Source organism: Amycolatopsis sp. cmx-4-83 (assembly GCF_046548815.1).
GTDB classification, from domain to species: domain Bacteria; phylum Actinomycetota; class Actinomycetes; order Mycobacteriales; family Pseudonocardiaceae; genus Amycolatopsis; species Amycolatopsis pretoriensis_A.
In genome coordinates this window covers 582,863-608,149 of record NZ_JAEBEF010000003.1, presented here as the reverse complement: position 1 = coordinate 608,149, position 25,287 = coordinate 582,863, and the positions used below count along the sequence as shown (strand labels likewise).

The 25,287-nt window shown below is 70.5% G+C and carries 14 protein-coding genes and 1 pseudogene; 9 read left to right on the top strand and 6 right to left on the bottom strand.

Annotated features, from left to right (window positions below; all coding sequences use genetic code 11):
• The first annotated feature begins 123 nt into the window (after positions 1–123).
• The 5 genes from ACLJQM_RS12295 to ACLJQM_RS12275 all read left to right on the top strand — a co-directional run bounded on the left by ACLJQM_RS12295 (position 124) and on the right by ACLJQM_RS12275 (position 9,112).
• A complete protein-coding gene (locus ACLJQM_RS12295; RefSeq protein ID WP_410631277.1) occupies positions 124–2,193 on the top strand; it encodes a PQQ-dependent sugar dehydrogenase in 2,070 nt (689 codons plus the stop codon).
• Between the two features lie 127 nt (positions 2,194–2,320).
• On the top strand, positions 2,321–2,758 hold the full coding sequence (locus tag ACLJQM_RS12290; protein ID WP_410631276.1) for a hypothetical protein: 438 nt from the start codon (positions 2,321–2,323) through the stop codon (positions 2,756–2,758).
• Between the two features lie 443 nt (positions 2,759–3,201).
• Complete coding sequence (locus ACLJQM_RS12285; RefSeq protein ID WP_410631275.1) at positions 3,202–8,151, top strand: AAA family ATPase; 4,950 nt, start codon at positions 3,202–3,204, stop codon at positions 8,149–8,151.
• A gap of 3 nt (positions 8,152–8,154) precedes the next feature.
• Positions 8,155–8,298: a hypothetical protein gene (locus ACLJQM_RS12280; RefSeq protein ID WP_410631274.1), complete on the top strand. Its 144-nt coding sequence runs from the start codon at positions 8,155–8,157 to the stop codon at positions 8,296–8,298.
• A 202-nt stretch (positions 8,299–8,500) separates the two neighbouring features.
• Positions 8,501–9,112: a hypothetical protein gene (locus ACLJQM_RS12275; protein WP_410631273.1), complete on the top strand. Its 612-nt coding sequence runs from the start codon at positions 8,501–8,503 to the stop codon at positions 9,110–9,112.
• On the opposite strand, the gene ACLJQM_RS12270 is transcribed toward ACLJQM_RS12275, so the two are convergent.
• On the bottom strand, positions 9,090–10,043 hold the full coding sequence (locus ACLJQM_RS12270; RefSeq protein WP_410631272.1) for an SDR family NAD(P)-dependent oxidoreductase: 954 nt from the start codon (positions 10,041–10,043) through the stop codon (positions 9,090–9,092). The genes ACLJQM_RS12275 and ACLJQM_RS12270 overlap by 23 nt on opposite strands.
• A 158-nt stretch (positions 10,044–10,201) precedes the next feature.
• Here ACLJQM_RS12270 and ACLJQM_RS12265 point away from each other — a divergent pair, with 158 nt between their 5' ends.
• Together ACLJQM_RS12265 and ACLJQM_RS12260 are read left to right on the top strand one after the other, a co-directional pair.
• A complete protein-coding gene (locus ACLJQM_RS12265) occupies positions 10,202–11,770 on the top strand; it encodes a cytochrome b (RefSeq protein WP_410631271.1) in 1,569 nt (522 codons plus the stop codon).
• Positions 11,767–12,186, top strand: coding sequence for a hypothetical protein (locus ACLJQM_RS12260; protein WP_410631270.1), 420 nt, complete (start codon positions 11,767–11,769; stop codon positions 12,184–12,186). Before ACLJQM_RS12265 ends, ACLJQM_RS12260 begins: the two co-directional genes overlap by 4 nt.
• Here the strand turns inward: ACLJQM_RS12260 and ACLJQM_RS12255 are convergent.
• Positions 12,155–13,006 (bottom strand): MerR family transcriptional regulator, encoded by an 852-nt coding sequence (locus ACLJQM_RS12255; RefSeq protein ID WP_247022465.1) that lies wholly within the window; start codon positions 13,004–13,006, stop codon positions 12,155–12,157. The genes ACLJQM_RS12260 and ACLJQM_RS12255 overlap by 32 nt on opposite strands.
• A 60-nt stretch (positions 13,007–13,066) precedes the next feature.
• Between ACLJQM_RS12255 and ACLJQM_RS12250 the strand changes: the two genes are divergently transcribed.
• Positions 13,067–13,537 carry an ATP-binding protein gene (locus tag ACLJQM_RS12250; RefSeq protein ID WP_410631269.1) on the top strand — a complete coding sequence of 157 codons (471 nt, stop codon included), beginning with the start codon at positions 13,067–13,069 and terminating at the stop codon, positions 13,535–13,537.
• A gap of 501 nt (positions 13,538–14,038) precedes the next feature.
• Here the strand turns inward: ACLJQM_RS12250 and ACLJQM_RS12245 are convergent.
• Together ACLJQM_RS12245 and ACLJQM_RS12240 are read right to left on the bottom strand one after the other, a co-directional pair.
• The gene (locus ACLJQM_RS12245) at positions 14,039–16,855 is read right to left on the bottom strand and encodes a PQQ-dependent sugar dehydrogenase (protein WP_410631268.1); all 2,817 of its coding nucleotides are present in this window, start codon (positions 16,853–16,855) and stop codon (positions 14,039–14,041) included.
• 436 nt (positions 16,856–17,291) lie between these two features.
• The gene (locus ACLJQM_RS12240; RefSeq protein ID WP_410631267.1) at positions 17,292–22,160 is read right to left on the bottom strand and encodes an RHS repeat-associated core domain-containing protein; all 4,869 of its coding nucleotides are present in this window, start codon (positions 22,158–22,160) and stop codon (positions 17,292–17,294) included.
• A 223-nt stretch (positions 22,161–22,383) separates the two neighbouring features.
• Here ACLJQM_RS12240 and ACLJQM_RS12235 point away from each other — a divergent pair, with 223 nt between their 5' ends.
• Entirely contained in the window at positions 22,384–23,409 is a 1,026-nt protein-coding gene (locus ACLJQM_RS12235; RefSeq protein WP_410631266.1) for an MBL fold metallo-hydrolase, read from the top strand.
• Here the strand turns inward: ACLJQM_RS12235 and ACLJQM_RS12230 are convergent.
• A pseudogene (locus ACLJQM_RS12230) lies at positions 23,394–24,464 on the bottom strand (HAD-IC family P-type ATPase); the annotation flags it as partial. The gene ACLJQM_RS12235 and the pseudogene ACLJQM_RS12230 overlap by 16 nt on opposite strands.
• A gap of 48 nt (positions 24,465–24,512) precedes the next feature.
• Positions 24,513–25,262 carry a zf-HC2 domain-containing protein gene (locus ACLJQM_RS12225; protein ID WP_410631265.1) on the bottom strand — a complete coding sequence of 250 codons (750 nt, stop codon included), beginning with the start codon at positions 25,260–25,262 and terminating at the stop codon, positions 24,513–24,515.
• Positions 25,263–25,287: the final 25 nt, after the last annotated feature.

Genomic DNA, 25,287 nt, shown 5'->3' with positions numbered 1-25,287 from the left:
GGGTGTCATCGAATAGGTCGATCTGATATATGAGACAACATACGTTATATTTTCACGACTGAGCGGACAAGCTGCCGGACAATTCCCGCCGTCCGGCGTCGCCCCGAAGCGAAAGGCAGCACAATGTCCCCCTCGAACCGCCTCCGCCGATGGTCACGCCGCTGGGCGCCCGTCGCGGCGGTCGCCGTCGCCGGCGCCACGTTGGTCGCGCCGGCCGCCGAAGCCGCGGCCGGCGCGACCGTGGTCGGTGTCGCCTCCGGCCGCTGCCTGGACGTCGTCGGCAACAGCACGACGCCGAAGACGCGGGTCAACATCTACGACTGCGTCGGCCAGGCCAACCAGCGGTGGGCCCTCACCCCCGCGGGCGAACTGCGGATCTACGACGACGCCCAGTGCCTCGACGTCGCCGGCCAGCGCACCACCGCGCCCGCCGACGTCCAGATCTACCCCTGCAACGGCGGCGCCAACCAGAAGTGGAAGATCAACGCCGACGGCTCCATCACCGGCGTGCAGTCCGGGCTCTGCCTGGACGTCACCGGGGCCGGCACCGCGAACAGCACGCTGGTCGGGTTGTGGACCTGCACCGGCCAGGACAACCAGAAGTGGCGGACCGCCCTCGGCGACACCCAGCCGCCGACCGTGCCGGGCAACCCGCGGGTGAGCGACCTGGTCTGCGACGCGGTGACGTTTTCGTGGAACGCCTCCAGCGACAACGTGGGCGTCGCGTTCTACGACGTCTACCACGACGGGCAGCTGATGAAGTCGGTGAGCACCTTGTCGACCAGTCTCACCGTCGTCGGCGGCGTGACGTGGGGCCTCTACGTGAACGCGCGCGACGCGGCGGGCAACGTCTCGCAGGCCAGTGCCACCGTGCCCATCACGCCACCGCAGTGCCAGCCGGACAACGAGCCGCCGAGCGCGCCCACGCGGCTGACCGGCAGCGCGGCCGGCACGACCGTGACCCTGAACTGGACCGCCGCCACGGACAACATCGGCGTCCGCGCGTACGACGTCTACCGCGGCGACACCAAGGCCGGCACCGTCACCGGGACCGCCACCACCCCGCCCGCGACCACCTTCGTCGACAGCGGCCTCGCGGCGAACACGGCCTACCGCTACCACGTGGTGGCCCGCGACGCCCAGGCGAACGCGTCGGCGCCCAGCGCGACCACGACCGTGACGACCGGCGCGTCCTGCGGTGACTCCGTCTGCGCGGTGACGCAGCTCGCGACCGACACCGACATCCCGTGGGGCCTGGCGACCCTGCCGGACGGCACGATCCTCTACACCCGGCGCGACGCCCACGACATCGTCCACCTGAACCCCGCCACCGGCGTCAAGACCACCGTGGGCACGGTTCCGGGCGTCGACAACACCGACGGCGAAGGTGGTCTGCTCGGGCTGGCCGTCGCCCCGAGCTTCGCGAGCGACCACTGGCTGTACCTCATGCACACCTCCCCCGGCGACAACCGGATCGTGCGGATCAAGCTCGAGAACGACCGGCTCGACACCGGAACCGAGCAGGTCCTGCTGAGCGGGCTGCTGCGCAACAAGTTCCACAACGGCGGCCGGCTGCGCTTCGGCCCCGACGGCAAGCTCTACGCCAGCACCGGGGACGCCCAGAACGGCGACAACGCGCAGAACAAGGCCAGCCTCAACGGAAAGGTGCTGCGCATCAACCCGGACGGCAGCGTGCCTCCGGACAACCCCTTCGGCAACCAGGTGTGGAGCTACGGCCACCGCAACCCGCAAGGCCTCGCGTTCGATTCGCAGGGCCGGTTGTGGGAGCAGGAGTTCGGCAACGCGGTGATGGACGAAACCAACCTGATCACCAAGGGCGGCAACTACGGCTGGCCCGCGTGCGAAGGCACGTCCGGAACCTGCGGCACGTCCGGCTTCATCGCCCCCAAGCGCACGTACCCCACGGCGGACGGCTCCTGCTCCGGCATCGCCATCGTGCGCGACGTCCTGTACGTCGCCTGCGAACGCGGGACCCGGATGTACCGCGAGGTCATCAGCGGCAGCGACCTGACGAACGTCCAGGCGTACTTCACCGGCACCTACGGCCGGCTGCGCACGGTGGAACCCGCCCCCGACGGCGGCCTGTGGCTGACCACGACCAACAACGGCGACAAGGACAGCATCCCGGACAACAGCAACGAGAAGCTCTTCCACGTCGCCCTCGGCGGCTAGCCCGCGGAGCCTGGCCGGGCCCGGCCGGGTCCGGCCGCTTGGCGCGCGGGTTACCCCGTCGATCACGGGGTGACCAGCAGTGATGGTCGGGTGCGCTCCCCCGGATGTGCCGGGAGCTGATGCCGGCGTGGCACCCGACGTGAGCGTGATGCGGCCCCCTGCCCGAGGGACAGCCGACAACTGCGTTGCACGACAATGGGCCGCGGAGGTGCTGATGAAGCGTGGTAGGGTGGAGGACTTCGCATTCGCCGGCCGGACCGCCCAGGTGATCGACGGGACGCGGTTCGAGGGGTACCTCCACGTCACGGTTCCGGAACTCGTCAAGAGCCCCCGAGCCGGCGGCACCACTTACGTCGACATGGTGTTCGCGCGCCGGGACGAGAACGAGCCGGATCACTGGCGGTACGAGGATCGCTCGGATCCGGGGACCGACAGCGCGCAGGAGGAGCTCGCGTCGGCCCGGCTCGACTGGTACGGCGAACAATTCGAGTTGCGCTGGCTGGACACCGAGGCAGCAGCGAAAGTCCACCTCGAGGTGTTTCACGGCGGTTCCGAGCGCGCGTAAGAGGCTCGCTCGGCAACTCGTCGTGGCGACGCCGGTATTGCTGGCTGGTGCTGCTTCGGGGCCGGTCCAGAAGATCGCGGTCACTGCGACGGCACTGGCGAGGAGGTCGTCCGACCGCCGTGCTGGTGGTTGACCGATTCCCGCGCGGCGGTCAGAAGGGGCTCGCACTATAGGTGTGACAATCCGAGGGGCGATGACTCGTTCGGTAGCATTGCCATCCCCGTCCACCCGCGCTCATCGGCGTGGCAACCCGCAACACACGAAAGTGTGATTACAGAAAGTATCCGCAATGTAACACTGCACCCTATCCTCAGCGACGGTCGCGTCCACGAGTCGCGACCACGGCGCGGCTCGTGCCCTGCACCTCGGTCGGTGGCATAGTCGACGTGGTTCGGTGTTAGCCAGGTGCGAGTGCTGGCGCGGTCGTCCGGAGGATCGTGAGGGTGACGGAAGTCGTTGCAGTGCGTACCCCGCAGCCGGCTGTGCTGGATGTCGTGTTCCTCCACGGCCTGGACGGTGACCCACGCGCGACGTGGTGCCGGAAGGACGGGTCCGCGTTCTGGCCGCAGTGGCTGGGGGAAGACTTCGACGATGTTGCCGTTTGGTCGGTCGGCTACGACGCTTGGTCCAGCAAGCGACGCAGCCGCGCCCTGCCCACGCGGGATGAGGCAGTCAACCTGCTGGCCCACCTGCAGGACAACGGGATCGGTAGACGACCGCTGTGTTTCGTCACGCACAGCCTGGGTGGGCTGCTGGCCAAGGAGATCCTCCTCCATGCTGCCGAGGAGCGTACGGAGTACGCCCGTTTCTTCGCCGTTGCCGCACGCGGTGTGGTGTTCCTGAGCACGCCCCATACCGATTCCAGCATCACCAAGCTGTTCGAAGCACTGGGACCAGTCTGCCGCGACACCTCGGCCGTTGACGATCTTCAACGCAACGCCGCCCACCTTCGGCACCTCAACGACCGATATCGCAACTGGGCAGCCCAGGCCGGGATCGCCCATCTGGTGTTCCATGAGGGCCGTCCCACCAAAGGCCTGTGGGTTGTCGACCAGATATCGGCGGACCCGGGTCTGCCGCAGGCCCAGCCGATCCCGATTGACGCCGACCACGTCGGCATCTGCAAACCCCACGATCGTCAGGCTCTGGTCTACGGCACAGTCAAACGGTTCGTCAGCCGAATACGGCAGTCGCTCGAGCACGCTGACCGCGGGGCCCTCGCACCGCCCGCCGTACAGCAGTTCGACACGCCATTGGGTCGGGTACCAGTCCACCCCAACGTCGCCGCCGGGGACCGCGGCGATACTGGTGAGCCGCTGCCTCTACCGCAAGGCCAGGGAGACCTGCCTTTCTCCAACGCCCTCAACGCCGGCGTGGTGCCAGGAAACATCGCTCAGGCACAGATGATCGGGTCGGTGACCTTTGGCGCAGTCGGCGCGGGCGCGGTGTCTGTCGAAGACGCCGTCCTCGATCTGGACTCCGCCATGGCTTCCGTACTGGACAGGGACTTCAGCGGGCGAACCTGGCTGCTCGATCAGATCGACCAGGCCCTCTCCGACAGGCGATCGGGATACGTGTGGATCGAAGGTCCGGCTGGTGTGGGAAAGTCTGCGATCGCGTCACATCTGGTGCAATCGCGGGGATGGCCCGGGCATTTCGTACGACTGTCCCGCGGTGCGTCCGAGACGGTGGGGCTGCGGAACCTGGCAGGTCAACTGATTCAGCAGTGTGGCCTGTGGGAGTTGACACCCGGACGGATGCTGCCGGAGTGGGCGGGCAAAGCAGACGGATTCGAGCGCGTACTTCGCCGGGCAGCGGCGGCCGGCAAACCACTGGTCTTGGTGGTCGACGGCGCGGACGAGGCCGACACGGTAGGAGACGAGCGGCAACCATGGGGGCTGCCGTCAGTTTTGCCCGACGGGGTTTTCGTGGTCGGCACCTACCGCTCAGGCTACAGTCCGCCGTCGTCCACTCCGACACCTGTGGTGTTGTCGATCAATCCGCATGATGACCGCAATCGCGACGATGTCGCCGACTACCTGAAGAAGGCATTTCAGGACAACGACCTTCAGGTGCAGCTGCTCAAGGCTGGGACGACGGCGGACGAGGTCGCTGCGGAGCTGACGCGGCGGTGCGGCGGAATCTGGGTGTACCTGCGGTATGCCCTGGAAGAGATCCGTCTGGGGCAACGCAATCCTCGAAACCTCAACGACCTACTGGCCGACCTGTCCGCCTACTACCTGAACACTCTCGACAGATGGCGCCGGATGCCCCGGTGGGATAGTGAGATCCTGCCGGTTCTCTCCACGTTGGCCGTTGTCGGCGAGCCCCTGTCTGCGGTCACCCTTGCCGAGCTGGCCGGCGTTGCCGAGTCCACCGCGCGATCTTTGTGCTACGAGACGCTTCGGCCGTTTCTCTCCGCCACGGATGCCCCCATCGGGCGCCAGGGCCGCAGGGGTTCGGCGGTCCAACGGTTTGAGATCCTGCACGCCAGTTTCCGTGAACTACTCACAGGAGACCACGCCGACACGGCGAATCGAGACCGAAACTGGGCGGAAGTACTCGACGCGGCCTCCAGGCACGCCCACGACCGGATCGCCACCCACTACCTGAACCTGTTCGGTGGACTGGACACCGGCATCGAGCGTCTGGGCTCCCATCCCGGGTTGGCCGGCGGTCACGGCGGATATCCGCTGCGGCACTTGGCTCGGCATCTCCTTCACGCTGACCGGTCCAGCGAGCTGCATGACCTGTTGCGCGCCGAGTGCACAACGGAGTACGGCCGCGTAGCGAACGTGTGGTTCGCTGCCCACGACACGGCGGACACCATCGATGACTACCTCGCTGATATCGCCACTGCATCCGCTGACAGCCAACGCCGTACCGATGCCTGCCTGTCCACCGGCAGACCGGCCTCCAGCCTTCTCGAAGAACTGCGCTACTGGTTGATCACCGCCTCGATCACCAGCCTGACCACCACCATCCCCACCACGTTACTGGTCAACCTGCTGCGGAAGCACCTCTGGACGCCGGCCCGGGCAGTAGCCCACGCCCGCCGTCTTCCCACTCCTGATACCCGCTCGGCCGCACTCACCGCCCTTGTCCCGTACCTGCCAGAAGATCACCGAATCGTCGTCGCGACTCAATCACTGGCCGCCGCTACCGCCATCACCGACGAGTCCGCCCGTGCCACGGCATTGGCAGGTTTGGCGCCACATCTGTCACCCCAACGGCTGGCCGAGGCATTGACCGCTGTCACTGCCATCACCAGCGAGTCCGCCCGTGCCACGGCATTGGCAGGTTTGGCGCCACATCTGTCATCCCAGCAGCTGGCCGAGGCATTGACCGCTGCCACTGCCATCACCAGCGGGTATGCCCGTGCGGAAGCGTTGACGGCGTTGATACCGCATCTGCCGCTCGATCAACGGCCCGCGGTCCTGACCGAGGCCTTGGCCGCCGCCACCGATATCACCAGCGGGTATGCCCGGGTGAAGGCGTTGACGGCGTTGGTACCGCATCTGCCGCTCGATCAACGGCCTGCGGTCCTGACCGAGGCTCTGGCCACCGCCACCGATATCACCGACGAGTACTTCATAGCCCAGGCGTTGGGGAGTTTGGCCCCGCATCTGCCGTCGCAACGGCTGGCCGATGCTTTGACCGCTGCCACTGTCATCAATGACGAATCTGGCCGATCCAGAGCATTGGCGGGGCTGGTGCCGCGTCTGCCGATCCAGCATCTGGCCGAAGTGCTGGCCGTCGCTACTGCCCTCAGCGACGAATACTCCCGGGCCGAGGCGTTGACAGCGTTGGCGCCGCGGCTGCCGCTCGATCAACGAACTACGGTCCTGGCCGATGCGCTGACCGCTGCCACCGCCATCACCGACGAGTCCGCTCGGGCCGAGGCGTTGGGCAGATTGGCGCCGCATCTGCCTGCCCAGCAGCTGGCCGATGCGCTGGCCACGGCCATTGCCATCACCGACGAGTCCGCTCGGGCCGAGGCGTTGGGCAGATTGGCGCCGCATCTGTCAGCGCAGCAGCTGGCCGATGCCTTGGCCGCCGTCACCGTCATCACCAGCGAGTACTCCTGGGCCGCAGCGTTGACGGCGTTGGCACCGCACCTGCCGCTCGATCAACGAACTGCGGTCCTGGCCGATGCGCTGACCGCCGCCGCCGCCATCACCAGCGAGTACTCCCGGGCCAAGGCGTTGGGTGGACTGGCGCCGCATCTGCCGGCCCAGCAGCTGGCCGACGCGCTGGCCACAGCCACTGCCATCACCGACGATTCCACTCGGGCCGCAGCGTTGACAGCATTGGCGCCGCATCTGCCGGCTCAGCAGTTGGCCGATGCGTTGGCCGCTGCCACTGCGATCACCAGCGAGTATGCCCGGGCGGCGGCGTTGTCGGCGCTGGCGGCGCATCTGCCGGTACATCGACTGGCCGAGGCGTTGGCCGCCGCCACCGTGATCCGCGACAAGTATGCCCGGGCCGAGGCGTTGACGGCGTTGGCGCCGCATCTGCAGCTCGATCAACGACCTGCGGTCCTGGCCGAGGCGTTGGCCGCAGCCACCGGCATCACCGACGACTCCGCTCGGGCCGCAGCGTTGACAGCGTTGGCGCCGCATCTGTCAGCCCAAAAGCTGGCTGATGCGTTGGCCGCTGCCACCGCCATCACCGGCGAGTACGCCTGGGCCGAGGCGGTGGCAGGATTGGCGCCGTATTTGCCGGTCGATCAACGAGCTGCGGTCTTGGTCGAAGCACTGGTCGTCGCCACCGCGATCAGCGACGAGTACTCCCGAGCCGAGGCATTGGCGGCGCTGGCACCCCATCTGTCAGCACAAAAGCTGGCTTACGCATTGACTGTTGCCACCGCTATCACCGACGCACCTGCCCAGGCCGCCGCGTTGACGGGTATGGCGCCCCATCTGTCCGCACAGCAGTTGAGCGAAGCGTTGACCGCTGCCACCGCGATCAACGACGAATACTCCCGAGCCGAGGCATTGACAGCGTTGGCACCCCATCTTCCGGTCGATCAACGAGCTGCCGTCCTGACCGATGCGCTGGCCACCGCCACCACCATTTCCAGCGATTTTTTTCGGGCCAGGGCAGTGGCAGGGTTGGCGCCGCATCTGTCAGCACACCAGTTGACCCATGCGGCGGCTAATCTGCCCTACGGCGACCACGAGGTACGACGCGCTTTGCTGGTTCGCGCCAACGAGGTATGTGGTTACGGTGAGTATGTGTCCTTGCTGCGGACGGTGCTTGTCCGAGTCGATCGGGCCAGGGGTCTACACCTCCTGAGCACCTACGTCTCGTCTTTGGCAGGAATTGCAGGCTTGGACTTCGGCCAACATGCCGATACTGCCCTACGCGACGTGCACCGATGGTGGCCGTAGACGATGGGCGGTGAAGCCGCCGCCGGTGACCACGAGGTGGCCGGGTGGTGCAGCCAGCTCGAGGCAGGAAGGCGAACGACCACCGCCGAAGTACTGGAACTGGTCTACGAGCGGCAACCGGACGACCGCACCGTCGACATCGTGTAGAGCCTGGTCAGCACCGAGACCTACACGAAACTCTGTTTCGATCGCGGCTGGACACCAGAACAGTGGCAGGACTGGGCGGTCGAGGCGACCCGCTTGTTCGCCGGACAGCCGTGGCCCGAGGCTCGCGCGTGTCCGACGTGCGCCGGCCGGCATGATCACCCTATTCTCGAGGTCGGCCGACCGGGGAGGGAAGGCGACCGTCATGACGCATCCACAGCACGGCTACCCAACCGGACCGCCGCCTGGGTGGTCCGGGGGACCCCGCCCGGGCTACGGCCCACCGCCGTACCCCGGCCGCGGCCCGGTGCCTCCGCGGCCGCGGCGTACCGGACTGTGGGTCACGCTCGCCGCGCTGGGACTGGTCGTCGTCATCGTCGCGGTGACCGGTTTCGTGGCGCCCGGCTTCTTCCTGCCCCACGAAAACACAGCGAACCCAGGACCGAGCTCGGCGGCGCCGTCTCCAGCGGCTTCCTCGTTCTCGCGTGGCAGCGACAGCCAGCTTCAAGCCGCCCGTACCGTGGCCGAGGAGTTCCTGCGACGCCTCAACGCCGACGCGCTCGACGGGCCGGACGGTGCGAAAGCGATGGCCTGCCCCGGCTCGGAGTCGCTGCTCGGCGGCACCATCACGCTCAGCGTGGAGGCACCGACCCGGCTGGCGATCCCCGACCAGGGCATCGTGCGCTTCCACGACCCGGTCATCGAGGTCGACATCGAGGGCGTCACCCACCAGCGCAGCGTCAGCGGCTTCGTCCGGCTGCAGCCGTGGCAGGACCACGAGCCGTGCGTGCGCATCATCCAGCTGAGCCGGAACTGACCCCGATCGCGTCCAGGCAGTACCTCAGCAACCGCTGCGCCTCGCCCGGCTTCGGCGCTGTTCCCGGCAGGACGTGGAACGGCCGCTCCCGCCGGTCGTGCCAGAAGCGCCCTGGCGCCGGCTGCGGATCGGCCGCCGCCAGCCAGACCGCCGTGTCGGCACCTTGCTCCGGTGTGCGCAGCACCGGCTGGAGAACCCTGCGGAACGACGGCAGCGAGCCGACGAGCCCCGGGGTGTCCGCCCAGCCGGGATGGGTGCTGTGCACGGCCACGCCGTCCGGCCGCCAGCGTTCGGCGAGCAGCGGGGTCAGCTCGACCTGCATCCGCTTCGTCCGCGCGTACGCCGTCGCGCCGCGGTACCGGCCGTTCCGGTATTCCGGGTCGTCGACGGCGAGCGGCTGGGTGTACATCCCGCCCGACGACACCATGATCACCCGGCCGTCGCCGGCGGCACGCAGGGCCGGGAGCAGTGACTCGGTCAGCAGCAGCGGGCCGAGCACGTGGGTCGCGAACGTGATCTCGTGGCCGTCGACGCTCTCCGAGCGCCGCGGCGGCAGCACGCCGGCGTTGTGCACGAGAACGTCCACACGCGACTCCCCGGCCGCGAACTCCCGCACCGACGCGAAATCGGCCACGTCGCACCGGGCCGTCCGGACCTTCGCCCCCGGGGCCGCCGCGCGGACGCGCGCGAGCGCCTGCTCCCCGCGGACGGGATCGCGCACCACCAGCACCACCTCGGCGCCCAGCCGGGCCAGCCCGGTCGCGGTGGCCTCCCCCAGCCCCGAACCGGCACCCGTCACGAGCGCGACGCGGCCGTCCAACGCGCCGGGAGCGGGACCGTCCCACTCGCGTCGCCGCAGGGCGTAGCCGAGGCGGGAGTACCCCGGGAGCACGGTCCGGTCGAGCACCGTGTCGAGCAGCGTGCCGAACACCAACGCCTCCGATGCATATCCGATCCAGCCTGATCGCTCAAGCATAGTCACATCGCTTCGAGCCACGCACTGCGATTCAACTTCGATGCACGACTGGGCAGCGGAGACGCGGGGGTGTGACGATCGGACGAGCCGGACAACGCCGGGGAGGAGGGCGGATGAGTTCACTCACCACGCCGACCAAGGGGTCGAGCCCGGTCGAGAAGGCGCTGGGCGACGCCGCGAACAACGCCGACCAGCGGTACCACGCGGCCAAGGGCCTGGGGCACCAGCTGAACAAGGTGTTCCCGACGCACTGGTCGTTCCTGCTCGGCGAGATCGCGCTCTACAGCTTCATCATCCTGCTGCTCACCGGTGTGTACCTGACGCTGTTCTTCGACCCCTCCATGCAGGAGGTCGTCTACCACGGCAGCTTCACGAACATGCAGGGCCTGGAGATGTCGCAGGCGTTCCGCACGACGCTGGACATCTCCTTCGACGTCCGCGGTGGGCTGTTCATGCGGCAGCTGCACCACTGGGCGGCGCTGATCTTCGTGGCGTCGATGGCCGTGCACATGCTGCGGATCTTCTTCACCGGTGCGTTCCGGCGCCCGCGTGAGGCGAACTGGGTGATCGGCGGGCTGCTGCTGATCCTGGGGTGCTTCGAGGGCTTCTTCGGCTACTCCCTGCCCGACGACCTGCTTTCGGGTACCGGTATCCGGGCGACCCTGTCGGGGATCGTGCTGTCGGTGCCGGTGATGGGGACCTGGATCCACTGGGCGCTCTTCGGCGGGGAGTTCCCGGGCGACCAGATCATCCCGCGGCTGTACACGCTGCACATCCTGCTGCTGCCGGGCATCATGCTCGCCCTGGTCGGGGCGCACCTGGCGCTGGTCTGGTACCAGAAGCACACCCAGTTCCCCGGCGTGCGCCGCAAGGAGACCAACGTCGTCGGCGTCCGGATCATGCCGTACTTCGCGCTCAAGGGCGGGGCCTTCTTCACCCTGGTCATCGGGGTGCTGGCGTTGATGTCGGGGCTGTTCCAGATCAACCCGGTGTGGAACTTCGGCCCGTACAACCCTTCCCAGGTTTCCGCCGGGTCCCAGCCGGACTGGTACATGGGGTGGGCCGACGGCCTGCTGCGCGTCTGGCCGCCGTGGGAGCTCTACCTCGGCGACCACACCGTGCCCCCGGTCTTCTTCGCCGGCGCCATCGGCATCGGCGTCCTCGTGACGCTGCTGCTGAGCTACCCCTTCATCGAGCGGAAGCTCTCCGGCGACACCGCGCACCACAACCTGCTCCAGCGCCCGCGCGACGCACCGGTCCGCACCTCGATCGGCGCGATGGCGATCGCCTTCTTCCTCGTGCTCACCCTCTCCAGCTTCAACGACATCTTCGCCGTGCAGTTCGACCTGTCGTTGAACGCCACGACCTGGGCCGGCCGGATCGGGCTGCTGATCGCCCCGCCGCTGGCGTACTTCCTCACCTACCGGATCTGCCTCGGCCTGCAGCGGGCCGACCGCGAGGTGCTCGACCACGGCATCGAGACCGGCATCATCAAACGGCTGCCGCACGGCGAGTTCATCGAGATCCACCAGCCGCTGAGCGCGAGCCCGCTCGAGTACCAGGGCGCGCCGGTGCCGAAGAAGATGAACAAGCTCGGCTCGGCCGGGCGCGCGCTCCCGGGTTCGCTGCTGAACCCCGACCCGGCCGAGGAAACCCGGGCCCTGGAACGGGAACGGCGATGACCACCGCGCTCCGAAGCAGCGGCGCGGCGACGGCCCGCCTCGCTTCGGGGTGCGCCGCGGGCACGGCCGCCCTGTCCGCGGTCGCCACGGCGATCAGCTTCACCTGGCTGCCCGTCGGCTCCCCCGCGTTGGGCGCGGCCACCGGGCTCGTCGTCCAAGCGGTGCTCCTGCTGACCATTTCGGACACCCGCGACCGGCGGCTGCACCGGACCGCGGTCGTCGTCGGGGTACTGCTGGGCAGCTTCCTGCTCGCCGGTTCCGCCTGGGCCGCCGCGACGCGGTTCCCCGCCACCCCGGCGGCCGTGCTGGTGTGCGTGCTGCAGAACACCTTGGGCCCGCTGGCGGTCCTGTCCGTCCACATCGGACGACCACGGCGATCGGCGGTCAGCACCCGAAGTGGGCGAGGGCACCGGTGAACGACGGCGGGAGCGGCTCCCCGGCGGTCGGCAGCCCGCGCCAGCCCGGCCCCGCCGGGCGCACCGGCACCCCTTCCGCGTGCAGGGTGTGCAGGATCCGCACGTCCGCGGACTGCGACGTCATCGACCACACCACGACGTCGCTCGGGGCGAAGCGGGCGTTGACGACCCGCAGGACGTCGAGCGACACGAGCCCGCCGAGGAACATCCCCGGGGCGCCGTCGTCGCACAGCGCCGCGCCGAGCGCCTTGACCGCCAGTTCGTGGCGCTCCGTCGGCGCGCAGACGAACAGGACCGGCGCCCGCCCCGCCCGGGCCGGCGCCGGGGCCGTGTACCGGTCCAGCGCCCCGGACGCGGCCGTCGCCAGCGCCCACTCCGCCGCCATGGCGTCGCGGTCGCCGAACCGGGCCCAGCGCGCGCCGATCGCGCGCAGCACCGGAGCGAGGACGTCGGTCCACGTCTTCGTCACGCCCAGGCTGCCGAGCGAGTCGTCGACCAGGCCGCCCATCGTGGCCAGGTCGAGGAGCTCGGCGGCTTCGGTCAACCGCTCCCGGCGCTGGTGGGCGGTCGTGGCGGCGGCGGCCCGGGCCAGCACCAGCCGGGCGGCCTCGCGCGCGCCGGTGCCCTGCGCCTGCAGCGCCCGCATCCGCCGCAGGCGATCGACGTCCTCCGGCGCGTACCGGCGGCGGCCGTTCTCCTCGCGCTCGGAGGCGCCGATGCCGTACCGCTGCTCCCACGTGCGCAGGGTCACCTGGGACACGCCCAGTGCCCGCGCCACTTCACTCGAGCTGAGCGACCGTGCGCCGGACCCGCCGTCCATCCGGCCTCCTCCGTTTTGCATCGCACCTGCATCGTGCCACGGATCGACCGAGGGGAACCGATGGACACCGAACACCCGCCTGAGGGCGACGTCTACAGCGGACTCCGGCCGAGCGCCGAGGTCGACCGGTTGTGCGCCCGCATCGCCGCCACCGCCGAAGGCGTCTTCGACCTGCGGCAGCGCCCACGGCCACCGGCGCTCCGCCGACGGCTCGTGGACGGCGTCGGGTTCGGGTCCGCGCCCGCCACCCGGCTGGGCTTCGTCCTCCTGGTCGCCGACGAACTGGTCGACAACGCCTACCGGCACACCGGCGCGCCGCTGAGCCTGCGGTACACCCGGCACCGGGCCGGCCTGCTGCTGGAGGTGACCGACGGCGAACCGCGGAACGCGCACACCCTCACCGCGATCCGCGGCGGCGCGCACTCGCGGGGAACCGGGCTCGCGGTGGTCGCCAACCTCGTCCTGGCGTGGGGCGTGGACCGCGACGTCACCGAGAAGACCGTGTGGGCGCTCCTGCCCGACCGGGCCTGAGCTGCCCCGCCAGGGTGGAATCGAAGCACCGTCGGGTGACGCCCACCGTGTTCGGTGCCGATTTCCGGTACAAGGAGCCAGTCGGTGCCTGGGCGGCCCAGCGGGTTCGGGGGGCCGATGCCCCGCTGGGCTCCGGGCACCGGCGCGTCACTCGACCAGGTGATCTCCGGCCCTAGACGTCATTCCGCTCCCGGTTCGCCCTCTTGTCGTGTGCTGAGGTGATCGGTCCGGCACGCCCCCCGACCGGCTCGATGACCGCAGCTCGGCTCGGCGGCAGAACGCCCCCCGTTTGCCGCCGAGCCCTACCTTCCTCCCCCGCCCGGGTGATCATCACCCGCGAGCTCGTCACACCCCCACCCGGCCGGGGTCCCACCGGCGCACACGGTCGTCGGGGCCGTGTCCGGGGAGCGTTCGGCCGGGGGGCCGGACGACCGCACCAGGGGAACCGGTACGCCGGGCTCGCGTAGGGGGCGAGCCCGGCGCCGCCGGCCGCGGCTCAGTTCACCAAGGACGGTCGACCGCTCCGCCCGCCAGCGTGAACGTGATGTAGCCGCCCTGGAAGTCGCTGCGGTACACCCCGTTCGTCACGTACTCGTCGGTCGTCGGGTAGCGCAGGTAGGACCGCTCCCAACCCAGGGCCGCCCACCGCTTCCGGATCTCGCCCTTCACCGCGTGCGCCCCCGTCGCCACCGAGTAGTAGATCGAGTGCCCGAGGCTGAAGTGGTTGTACCGGCCGACCCCGTCCGGCGTCGCGCCTTCGTCGGTCGTCGGGTAGCCGAGCCCGCGCTCGTAGCCGAGTGCCGCCCACTTCTTGCGGATCTCGCCGAAGATGGCGTGCGCGCCCGTCGCGTTCGTGTAGTAGACCGACCCGACGTTGCCACCCTTGACGAAGTGGTTGTACCGGCCGACGCCGTCCGGCGTACCGCTCTCGTCGGTGGTCGGGTACCCGAGCCCGCGCTCGTAGTCCAGCGCCGCCCACTTCTTGCGGATCTCACCATAGAGCGCGTGCGCGCCCGTCGCCGCCGTGTAGTAGATCGAACCCACGTTGCCGTTGTCGACGAAGTGGCTGTACTGCGCCACCCCGTCCGGCGTGGTCGCGGTGTCCGACGTCGGCGGGCCGAGCTTGGCGTGCCCGCCGAAGGCGAGGTACTTGGTCAGCACCGGGCCGGTGACGAACTTCGTGCCGCCCACCGCACTCCAGTACAACCGCCCGTTCGCGTAGACCCGGTAGTGGACCGGGCCGTCGGTGACCTCGGGCGCGGTCGGCGCGCCGAGCTTCGCCTGCAGCGCCGGGTCGGCGTTGTAGCGCTGGTCGATCGGCGTGGCGTAGTTCGCCGTCAACGTCAGGTCGGACGTGCCGACTGTGACGATCCACGTCGTGCCCGCCGGACCACCCTGCCAGCCGGTGAACTTCGAGACGCCGTCGATGCCCAGCGGCGCGGCCTCGACGTCGAACGTGGCCCCCTCGGCGACCATCGCGGTGCTGACGCCGCCCTCGACCGGGATGCTGAGCGCCGCGGGTTGCGTGCCGGCCAAGGTGATCCGGTGCTCGCGCGGCCGGGCCACGTAGGTCTTCGAAGCGGTCACCCCGGTGCTGTCGGTCACCGTCGCGGTGAACTCCATCCGCGAGTCCGGGTGCTCGGTGAACAGCAGCCCGAAACCGCTTCCCGTCCCGCCGGCGCCGGGGTGCGAGTGGCACGTGGCCTCGCTCGGGCAGTGCCGCACCGCGGAGGTCCACGTGATCGGCAAGGCGCCGTCCTCGACGTCGGTCGCGGTGGCGCTCAGGGGAACCTGCTCGCCGACCGCGAACGTCGCGGCGTCACCCGGCGTCGTCAGCGTGAGCTGGGGAGTGTGGTTGCCGGGCGCGACCGCGATGCCGGTCGCGCCGGTGGCACCCAGCGGGTCCCGGACGGTCAGCTTCGCGGTGAACGACCCGGTGCCCGCCGCGTAGGTGTGCGACACCGCCGGGCCGGCGTCGGCCGCGGTCGTCCCGTCACCGAAGTCCCAGTCGTACTTCAAGGGGTCGTTGTCGTAGTCGACCGATCCCGAACCGTCGAAGGAGACCGTGCGGGTGTCGGGATCGGTGACCGACGACGCGTTCGCCACCGGCGCGGTGTTTCCGGCCGAATAGCTCAGCCGCCGCAGCTTCCCGGACAGGATGTCGGCGTAGACGATGTCGCCGTTGACCGCGGCCGCGAACTTCGTCGGCCCGCCGATGTCGGTGAAGACCGGCGGGTTCTGCGGGGACTGCGTGAGCTTGCCCTGGTCGTCGTAGCGCAGGGTCCAGATCTTGTGCGTCACGTAGTCGCCGAAGAAGTACGCACCGCGGTACGCCGCCGGATAACTCGATCCGTTGTAGACGATCCCACCGGTGACGCTGTTGCCCTGCATGGCACCACTGCCGTGCTGGTACTCGAAGATCGGCGGCTGGTTCGCCACCCCCGCGCAGCCCGCGAGACCGCTGTACCCGGACGTCGGTTGGTTGCCCTCCCAGCACGGCCACCCGAGGTTCGCGCCGCGCTGGACGACGTCGACCTCCTCCCACGCGTTCCAGCCGACGTCACCCGCGACCGGCAGCCCGAGGTTCTGGTCGATGCTGAACCGGAACGGGTTGCGCAAGCCGCGCGCGAACACCTTGCTCGCGGTCGAGCCCGGGTTGGCGGCGTCGTAGTACGGGTTGGCCGGCACGCCCTTGCCGTCGGGGGTGAAGTGGAGGATCTTGCCGTAGGGCTGGGTGATGTCCTGCGCGCGCAGCGCCCCCGGGTCCACCTTCGAGAAGTCCCCGTTGTCCCCGATGGACATCCAGAGCGTCCCGTCCGCGGCGGCGGCGACGCCGTTGATGCCGTGGACGTCGAAGATGCCGGGAACGTCGAGCAGCGACTGCTCACCGCTCAGCCCGGTGGGCGTGGCGGTCCCGTCCACGCCGACCGTGAACCGCGACAGGCGCATGACGAAGCCGCTCGCCTGGTCGACCGACCGCGTGAGGTAAACGGTGTGCGACGTGGCGTAGTCGGGCGCGACGGCGACGCCGACCAGACCGAGATCACTGACGGCACGAGTGGGCAGCGTCGCGATGGTCTTGCCCGTCCCGTTCACGGGCAGCCACCGCACGCGGCCGTCCTTGGCCGTGGCGAGGACGGAACCGTCGGGGAGGTAGGCGAAGTCGGTCAGCTGGTACTGACCGAGCCCGGTGTCGGTGTCCCGCAGCACGAAGCCCGACGGCAGCGCCACCGCGGCCGCCTCGGTGGACGCGATGGGCAGCAACGCCCCTGCCAGCACTGCCCCCACGAGGAGGTGACGGAGTGCGCGAAGCTTCATCAAGGCCATGTCAGGTCCCTTCCGGCGGTCGTGTATCGCCGGGAAGGAGCCGTCGGTTGCACCTGCGTGCGTAAATTGACCTTTTCGTGACCGGGCGCCGGAAACGCGGCCGAAGAGACGGAAGCACCCGCCGGGTTCACCGTGCTTCACGCGCACCGGGGTCGGTGAGCCCGTAGCGAGCGAAGGGCGCCTGGTTCGCCCACGCCCGGAAGCGGTCCCCGTACGGCCAGTGCCACCGGCGGGCCGGGTAGTCGACCAGGCCGGCGGCGACCAGCGCCGAGGCGAGCAGCCGCGCGGTCCGCTCCCCCGGTGGGGGCCACTGTGGCGCTACCCCAACGGCGGCAGCACCACCGCGCCGTACCGCACCGGAACCTTGATCGGCGACGGCCGGCAGACCTCCGCCTGACTCACCCGCCCACCCGGCTGCCCCCGGCCGTCACAGCCCGAACTCCTTCGCGATGCCCTTCCCGTGCGGCTGCCACCAGTCCTTCTCCACACTGCCGCCCTTCGGGACCGCCGGGTTGCAGTGGTAGGTCGTGACCCAGTTGCCGCCGCCGTGGCCGTCCGGCTTCCAGTACGACGTCATGTCGTACTGGACGCCGTCGTCCTTCGCGTCCTTGTCGTACTGGACGGACTTGCGGTTGCCGTCGTAGCTTTCGCGCTCCGCCTTGGCGTCGTTGTAGTCCGCTTCCGCCTTGTCCCGGTCGGCCTTCGCGTCCTTGAACTGCTGGTTGAGCTTCTTGCCTTCCTCCATGACCGCCGGCTTGTCCTCCGCCGAGGCGTTCTTGTAGGCGGCCTTCTTCGCGTTGAGCTCCGACTCGAGCTCGTCGACCCTCTCCTGGTGCGCGTCGAGATCGCTCTTCTTCGCGTTCACGTTCTGGTCGATCGAGCCGGGGTTCTTGCCCTCCGTGCCGTGCTTGGCGTACGCGGGGTCGTTGCTGTACTTGGCGACTTCCTTGGAGAAGTAGTCCTTGTGCCACTTGTCGTTGACGTTGTCCGGGAACTTCGTCCCCGAGCCGCCCGTGTACTTCATGCCGAAGCTCTGGTTGCCTGCCTGGTGCTTCCCCTGGTGGGAGTCGACCTGCACCTCGGTGCCGTCCTGCTTGCCGAACGAATGCGTGTCGGACTTGCCGGCACCGCCGGAGCCGCTGGCCTGCGTCTCGTCGTTCTTGCCCTTGCCCTTGTTCCCGCCGCCGCGGGGGATGTTGCCCGCGTTGTCGCCGCCGCCGGGCTGGTCGTTCGTCTTGTTCTTGCCGCCGCCCTTCTTGCAGGCGAGGCCGAGCAGGTCGCGCTCCGCCAGCGGGTTGTCGACGTAGGCGGCCGGGTTGGGGGCGGGCCCGAGCCCGAGCGGGTCCTGGCTCAGGTACCGGCCGGTCGACGGGTCGTAGTAGCGGAAGACGTTGTAGTGCAACCCCGATTCGGCGTCGGCGTACTGCCCCGGGAACCGCAGCGGGGTGGCCGCCGGGCCGGTCTCGCGGCCCCACAGGCTCGCGTTCCCGCGCCAGACCGGCGTTCCCGCCGCGTCGAGGAGCTCGGTCGGCCTGCCGACCAGGTCGGTGACGATCGCGAAGAACCGGTCCTGCAGCGTCGCCGCGCGCTCGACCTGGACGACCGGCCGGTCGTCGCCGGGGTGGTACTCCCAGACGGTGACGCGCCGGGTCTGCGCCGCGTCCACGTGGACCTGCTCCACCAGCAGCGCGCCGCTCCAGGTGAACTCGTAGGACTCGGCGACCACGCGAGCGCCGGTGGCCGAGGTGACCACGCGCTGCTTGCCGATCCGGCGGCCGATCGGGTCGTAGCGGTACCACCACTGGTCGCCCTCGGGGGTCGTGACCGAGAGCAGGCGGTCCTGGCTGTCCCACCGGTACCGCCAGGTGCGGCCACCCTCGTTCCGCGCGATCACGCGGCCCTGGGGGTCGTGGTCGAAGGCGACGGCGCCGGCGGAAACCAGCCGGTTGTTCGCGTACCGGCGCGTCCCCGCGCTCGGCACCTGGCCGGGCTCCCTCGTCTCCACCACGTTCCCGGCGGGATCGTAGCGGTAGGCCTGGCTGCCGGTCGCGCCGTGCACCTCGGTGACCCGGCCGGTGGCGTCGAGCACGAGCCGGGTCGGCCCGGCCACGTCGTCGTCGATCCCGGCGAGCAGCCCGTCCGGCCGGTAGCTGAACCGGCGGTGCCGCGGTGGTGCCCCGGCAGCCTGGACAGACTGGCCGACCAGGTTGTCGTCGACGTCGAACACCTGCGTGAGCGCGACCCCGCCCTCGACGGTGCGCGCGACCTCCCGGCCGCCCGCATCGTGCTCGAAGCGCACGGTGTGCCCGGCGACGACGAGCGATGCGGGCCGCCCGGCGGCATCGAAGGTCCACACACTGTCCACTCCGGACGGAGTGCGCCGCCGAACAGTGCCGTCGGCCTCGTGGACGTGGGTCAGCGTCCGGCCGTCGACCGACTCGCCGAGCACGGTGCCCTCGCCGTCGTAAGTGACGCGGAGCTCGACGTCGCCCACCACCGCGGCGGTCATCCGGCCGACCGCGTCGTAGGCGAACCGGGTCGTGCCGGCCGGGGAGCGGCGCTCGACGACGTTGCCGAGCACGTCGTGGACGTATTCGGTCTGCTCGCCCGCCCCGTTCGCCGACCGGACGAGCCGGCCCGCGGCGTCGTAGCCGAAGCGGAGCGTGCGGCCGTCGAAGTCCGTCTCCTCGACCAGCCGCCCGGCGGGGTCGTAGCGGTAGGTCCAGCTCTGCCCGAGCGGGTTGGTGACCGTGCTGGGCCGCAGCTCGGTGTCGTAGCTGTAGGTCGTCCGGGCGCCCGACGCGTCGATCGTCGCGGTGACCAGGTCGAACGGGCCGTACTCGGTCCGTTCGGCCAGCCCGGCGCCGTTGACGTGCTCGACCTCGTTGCCCTCCGCGTCGTAACCGCGGCTCTCGCGCACCCCGGAGGGCCGCACGCGCAGCCGTTCGCCGCCGTCGGGGGTCCAGCCGAGGACCACGGGCTGCCCGGACCGGTTGAGCACCGACCGGGGCCGCCCGAACACGTCCCGGTCCACCGGTGGCGGCTCTTCGTCCCCGCGCGTCCACGCGGCCTGCTCGGACGTCAGCGGTTTCGCGATGCCGAGGGTCTCGGTGAACGGGTCCGGCAGCTCGTCGCGCGGGTAGAAGCGGGAGAGCACGACGCCGTCGTCCGCGGTGGTCTCGATCGTCAGCCCGGCGGCGTCCTGGGTGACCCGCAGGAGCGAGCCGTCCGGCCGGGTCACCGACCGGAGGGCGCCCCGCTCGTCGTAGGCGAACGACGTCGTGCGCCCGAGCGGGTCGGTGCGGGACAGCAGGCGGTCGTCGCGGTCCCATTCGGACGTGGTGACGCCGCCCAGCGGGCCGACCTCGCGGACGAGCTGGTTGGCTTCGTTGAAGTGGTACTCCCCGGCGTGGCCGAGGGAGTCGGTGAAGGTCGTGACCCGCCGCTGCGTGTCGTAGGCGAACTCGGCGTCGTAGAAGCCGCGGTCGCCGATGGTGCGGACGCAGCGGCCGGACGTGTCGTAGACGTAGCGGAACCAGGTGCCGTTGCGGTCCTGCCAGCCGGTGACGCGGCCCGCGGCGTCGTAGTCGTAGACCTGCGGGCGGCCGGAGGCGTTGAACTCCTGCGTCAGGCGTCCCAGCTCGTCGTAGCCGAAGCGCCGCACCAGGACCCGCGCCTGGCCGGCCGGGTCGGTCACGTGGACGGCGGTGACCCGGCCGCCTTCGGTCTCCAGTTCCACCCGGTACCCGGCGGAGTGCCGCAGGGCCAGCGGTGCGCCGAGGGCGTCGTAGTCGAACTCGACCCGGGCGCCGTCGGCGTCGGTGACCGACCGCAGGACGAGCTCGGCGGATCCGCGGCCCGGCAACGCGGCGAACCGGAGTTCCCGGCCGCGCAAGGGATCGGACTGGGTGTAGCTGCCGTCGGCGTGCCGGGTCAGCGGGCGCCGCGGCCCGTCCACGGGAAGCACCGGCGCGCCCGGCTCGGCGAGCGGGTAGACGAGGGTGGTGCCGTCCGCGGCGAAACACCGGACGCGTTCGCGGCCCACCGCCAGCCGCTGGTCCACAGTGGACACCCAGCTGGGGCCGAACCACCGGCCGGCGCGGTAGGACGAGACGTGCAGGCGCTCCAGCACCAGCGGCGACGGCAGTTCCAGGTCGAGCTGGTCGATCACGACGTTGCCGCGCGCGATGTCCACCGGGTCGGTCTTGCACTCCCAGGTGTCCTTGCCGCCGCCGCCGGTGTCGCCGTCCTTCCCGGGGTCCTTCTTCGCGGGCGGCGGGTCGCTCGGGGCCTTGTTCCCGTTGCCACCCGAGTGGTCGCCCGACGTCGAGGTGGAACCGTCCTTGCCCCCGCCGCCGTCCTTACCGCCGTCCTTGCCGCCGCCACCCGGGGGGTCGCCGGGGGTCTTGTCCCCGGTGCCGCCCGAGTGGTCACCGGAGGTGGTGGTGGAGTCGCCGTCCTTGCCGCCCTTGCCGTCCTTGACGTCGGGGGACTTCGGGTTGCCGTCGATCTTCCCCGGTTTGCCCGGCGGGCCGACCTTCCCGCCCTTGATGTTCTTCAGCCCCTTGGCGGCGTCCTCGAACAGGGTGCCGGCCTTCTTCAGCAGCGGGACCAGGGCCTTGAGCGCCTTGACGAGCTTGGTCGTGAGGCTCGCGATCTTCGACGCGGTCTTCGCGACAGCGGCGATGACCTGCGGCACCACCCAGGTCAGCCCGATGCCGAGGGTGAACACCACCTGCAGCGCCCACGAAATCAGGTGCCCGACGAGTTCGGCGATGATGTCGCGCACCAGCGTGCGGACGGCGCCCACCACCTCGCCGGCGGTCTTGACGCCGCTCCCGGCGCCTTCGCAGCCCTTCTGCGCGGCGGCCAGCAGCCCGGACGTGTCTTCGGCCCGCTTGCGGTAGTTGTCGGCGGCGGGTCCCTGCCAGCCGACGAGGTCGGCCTTGACGGCGTTCGTCAGCTCGGTCGAGACGTCTTCGAGCTCTTTGGCGATGTTGTTCCAGGTCTGCGACTGCGCGGCGATCTCGTCGGCGTTGCCGGTGAGGGCGTTGAGCGCCTCCTTGAGCGGGCCGACGTGCTCGATCAGCCACCCGACCCCGGCGGCGAAGATCGCGCCGAAGGGGTCCATCACCGCGGTCAGCGCGTCGAGGGCCGTACCGACGGCGCCCATCGCCACCGAGGCCCAGTCACCGCTCTCGATGGCGTCCTTCAGGCCGATGGCGTCTTCGAGGAGCGGCACCCCGGAGTACGCCTTGGTCGAATCCTGCGTCTGCGCGACCAACGGGTTACCCACGGCGACCGACTCCCCTGCCAAGGTTCAGCATTCGGATGATCTTAGTGACCCGATAGGAGGCAGGTCGCGACACCGCCGCGGCTTGCCCGTTCGACTCCTGCGGACTTCCCGAACGGGTCAGGCGACTTCGACGGAGCACCGACATATGTCACAAGCAGGATCGAGCGGGACACCCGGCCCGGTAACGTCGTTGCGTACGCTACGCAACCAGCTAGGACAGCCCATGCCCGCGAACGCGATCGACCAGCCGGACGACTGGACCACCCCCGGCGCGCACCCGGTCGCGCCCGGCATCCACCGCATCCCGCTGCCCCTGCCGATCACCGGCCTGACCACCGTCAACGCCTACGTGCTCGAAGGCCCCGACGGCCTAGTGCTGATCGATCCCGGCTGGGCGGGCCCGGCCAACGAACGCGCCGTCACGACCGCGCTGGCCGAGCTGGGCCACCGGCTCGGCGACGTGCGCGTCTGCCTCGCCACGCACCACCACTGGGACCACTACACCCAGGCCTTCGCGTGGCGCGAAACCCTCGGCGTCCAGCTGCGGATCGGCGAGAACGAGCGGTTCAGCATCGACGGCTTCGACACGGCCAGCCCGTTCCCCAACCACCCGGAACTCCTGGCCCGCTGCGGCGCCGAAGAGCTGGCCGAGCGGGTGCTCGCGATCGACGTCTCCGGGGCCGGCACCCCCTACGGGCCCCCGGACGGCTGGCTCCGCGACGGCGACCGGATCCCGGTGCGGGACGGCGAACTGGAAGTGATCGCGACCCCGGGCCACACCCGCGGCCACGTCGTCTACGCCCACTCCCCCGCCGGCGTCCTGTTCGCGGGCGACCACGTGCTGCCGGCCATCACCCCGTCCCTGGGCTTCGAAGTCGCTCCCGAGGCGACGCCGCTGCGCTCGTTCATCTCCTCCCTCAAGCTCCTGCTGGCGCGGCCCGACACGGTGCTGCTGCCCGCGCACGGTCCCGTCGGCGCCAGCACCCATACCCGCGTCCACGAGATCCTCGACCACCACCGCGACCGCCTCGACGAAGTCAACGAACTGCTCGTCGCGGGCGCCACCAACGCCTACGAGGTCGCCCGGCAGCTGCCGTGGACCCGGCACCGCCGGCAGCTCGACGCACTCCAGCTCGAACACCAGCTGTCCGCGGTCATGGAGATCGAGGCCCACCTCGACGTCCTCGCCCACCTCGGCCGCGTCACCCTCGACGAGACACCGGCGGCGCGCCGCTACAACGCGGCATAGCCCGGCCGGTCGCCCGCGGGCCGGAAGCGGGTCAGGCGCAGGCTGTTCGACACCACCAAGCAGCTCGACAGCGCCATCGCCGCGCCCGCGATCATCGGGTTGAGCAGGTCCGCCGCGGCCAGCGGCAGCGCCGCGACGTTGTAGGCCAGGCCCAGAACAGGTTCGCCTTGATCGTTCCCAGCGTCCGGCGGGACAGCCGGATCGCGTCGACCGCGGCCAGCAGGTCGCCGCGGACGAGCGTCAGGTCGCCGGCCTCGATCGCCGCGTCGGTTCCGGTGCCCATCGCCAGCCCGAGGTCCGCCGAGGCGAGCGCGGCCGCGTCGTTGACGCCGTCGCCGATCATCGCCACGACGTGGCCCTGGGCCTTGAGGCCGGCGATCACGTCGACCTTCTGCTCGGGCGAGACTCCGGCGATGACGTCGGTGATGCCGGCCTCGCGGGCGACCGCGCGGGCCACGGCCTCGTTGTCGCCGGTCAGCAGGATCGGCGTCAGGCCGAGCCGCCGCAGCTGGAACACCGCGGCCGCCGACGTCGGCTTCACCGTGTCGGCCACCACCAGCACGGCGTGGGCGCAGCCGTCCCAAGCCAGGATGACCGCGGTGTGCCCGGCGTGCTCCGCCTTCTGCTTCGCCGGGTGGCCGCCGACACCACCGCGTCGGCGATCCGGTGCGCACGGCGACCAGGCTCATCTTGCCGGCGGTGACCGTGCCGGTCTTGTCGAGCACGACGGTGTCGACGCGGCGGGTCGATTCCAGCACCTCCGGGCCCTTGACCAGGACGCCGAGCTGGGCGCCGCGGCCGGTGCCGACGAGCAGCGCCGTCGGCCTGGCCAGGCCGAGCGCGCACGGGCACGGGCACGGGCACGAACACGCGATGATCAGCACGGCGACGGCCGCGATTAACGCGACCGCGGTGTCCGCCCCGGTCCCGAGCCAGAACCCCAAGGTGGCCAAGGAAAGCGCCATGACCACGGGTACGAACACCGCGGACACGCGGTCGGCCGGCCGCTGCACGTCGGCCTTGCCGCTCTGCGCCCGCTCGACCATCGCCGCGATCCCCTCACCCGATGGTCGGCCGGCGGGCCGCTTCGGTCCCCGCGGACCTCAGGCCGCGTGCCGGCCGGTGGGCCGTTGCGGGAAGCGACGCCGCTGCGGCCGGTCACCGGACTGAGGCGCGGACGCGTCCGGAGCGTCGGTGTCCGCGCTGTCCGGCGCCGGAAGCCGGTCGGCCGCAGGGGGTGCGGTCTGCCGCCGGTGCTGCCGGCGCACCGCGAACAGCAGGGCGACCCCGGCGACGACGAGCCCGTGCGACGCGACGCGGTCGAACGCGACCTGCCCGGTCGTCAGGTCGACGCCGGAGACGAAGCCGAGCACCACCACGAACCCGCTCAGCGCGGGCAGCAGCCCGGCGGCGGTCGCCGGGCGCAGCGCGGCCCACAGCAACCCGATGCCGATCGCGACGTTCCAGGCCGCGCTCTCGTTGCCGAGGTGCACCGCAACGGCGAGGCCGCCGTGGGCCGCGTGCCCGACGTCCGCGCCCAGCAGCTCGGCCAGCCCGAGCCCGCTCTGCGCCAGCGCGACCAGGCCGAGCGCCACCCGCAGGCCCCACCGCTGGGGCCGCGGCGCGGGCACCTCGGCCAGGATCCGGTCCGTGAGGTCGGGCACCCGCGGTGCCTCCCGGACCAGGGTCAGGCGGCGCAGCGCGACCGCGCGCTCCTGCCAGTCCCGGCACGCCGGGCACCCGGCCAGGTGCCGGTCGATCACTTCGTCCGGCACGACCGGCTGCTCGCCGTCGACCCGGGCCGAAATCGATTCGCGCAGTTCGGAGCAGTCCACACCCCAATAGTCGCCCACCGGGCGGTCCCGGTTCCCGCGGGTG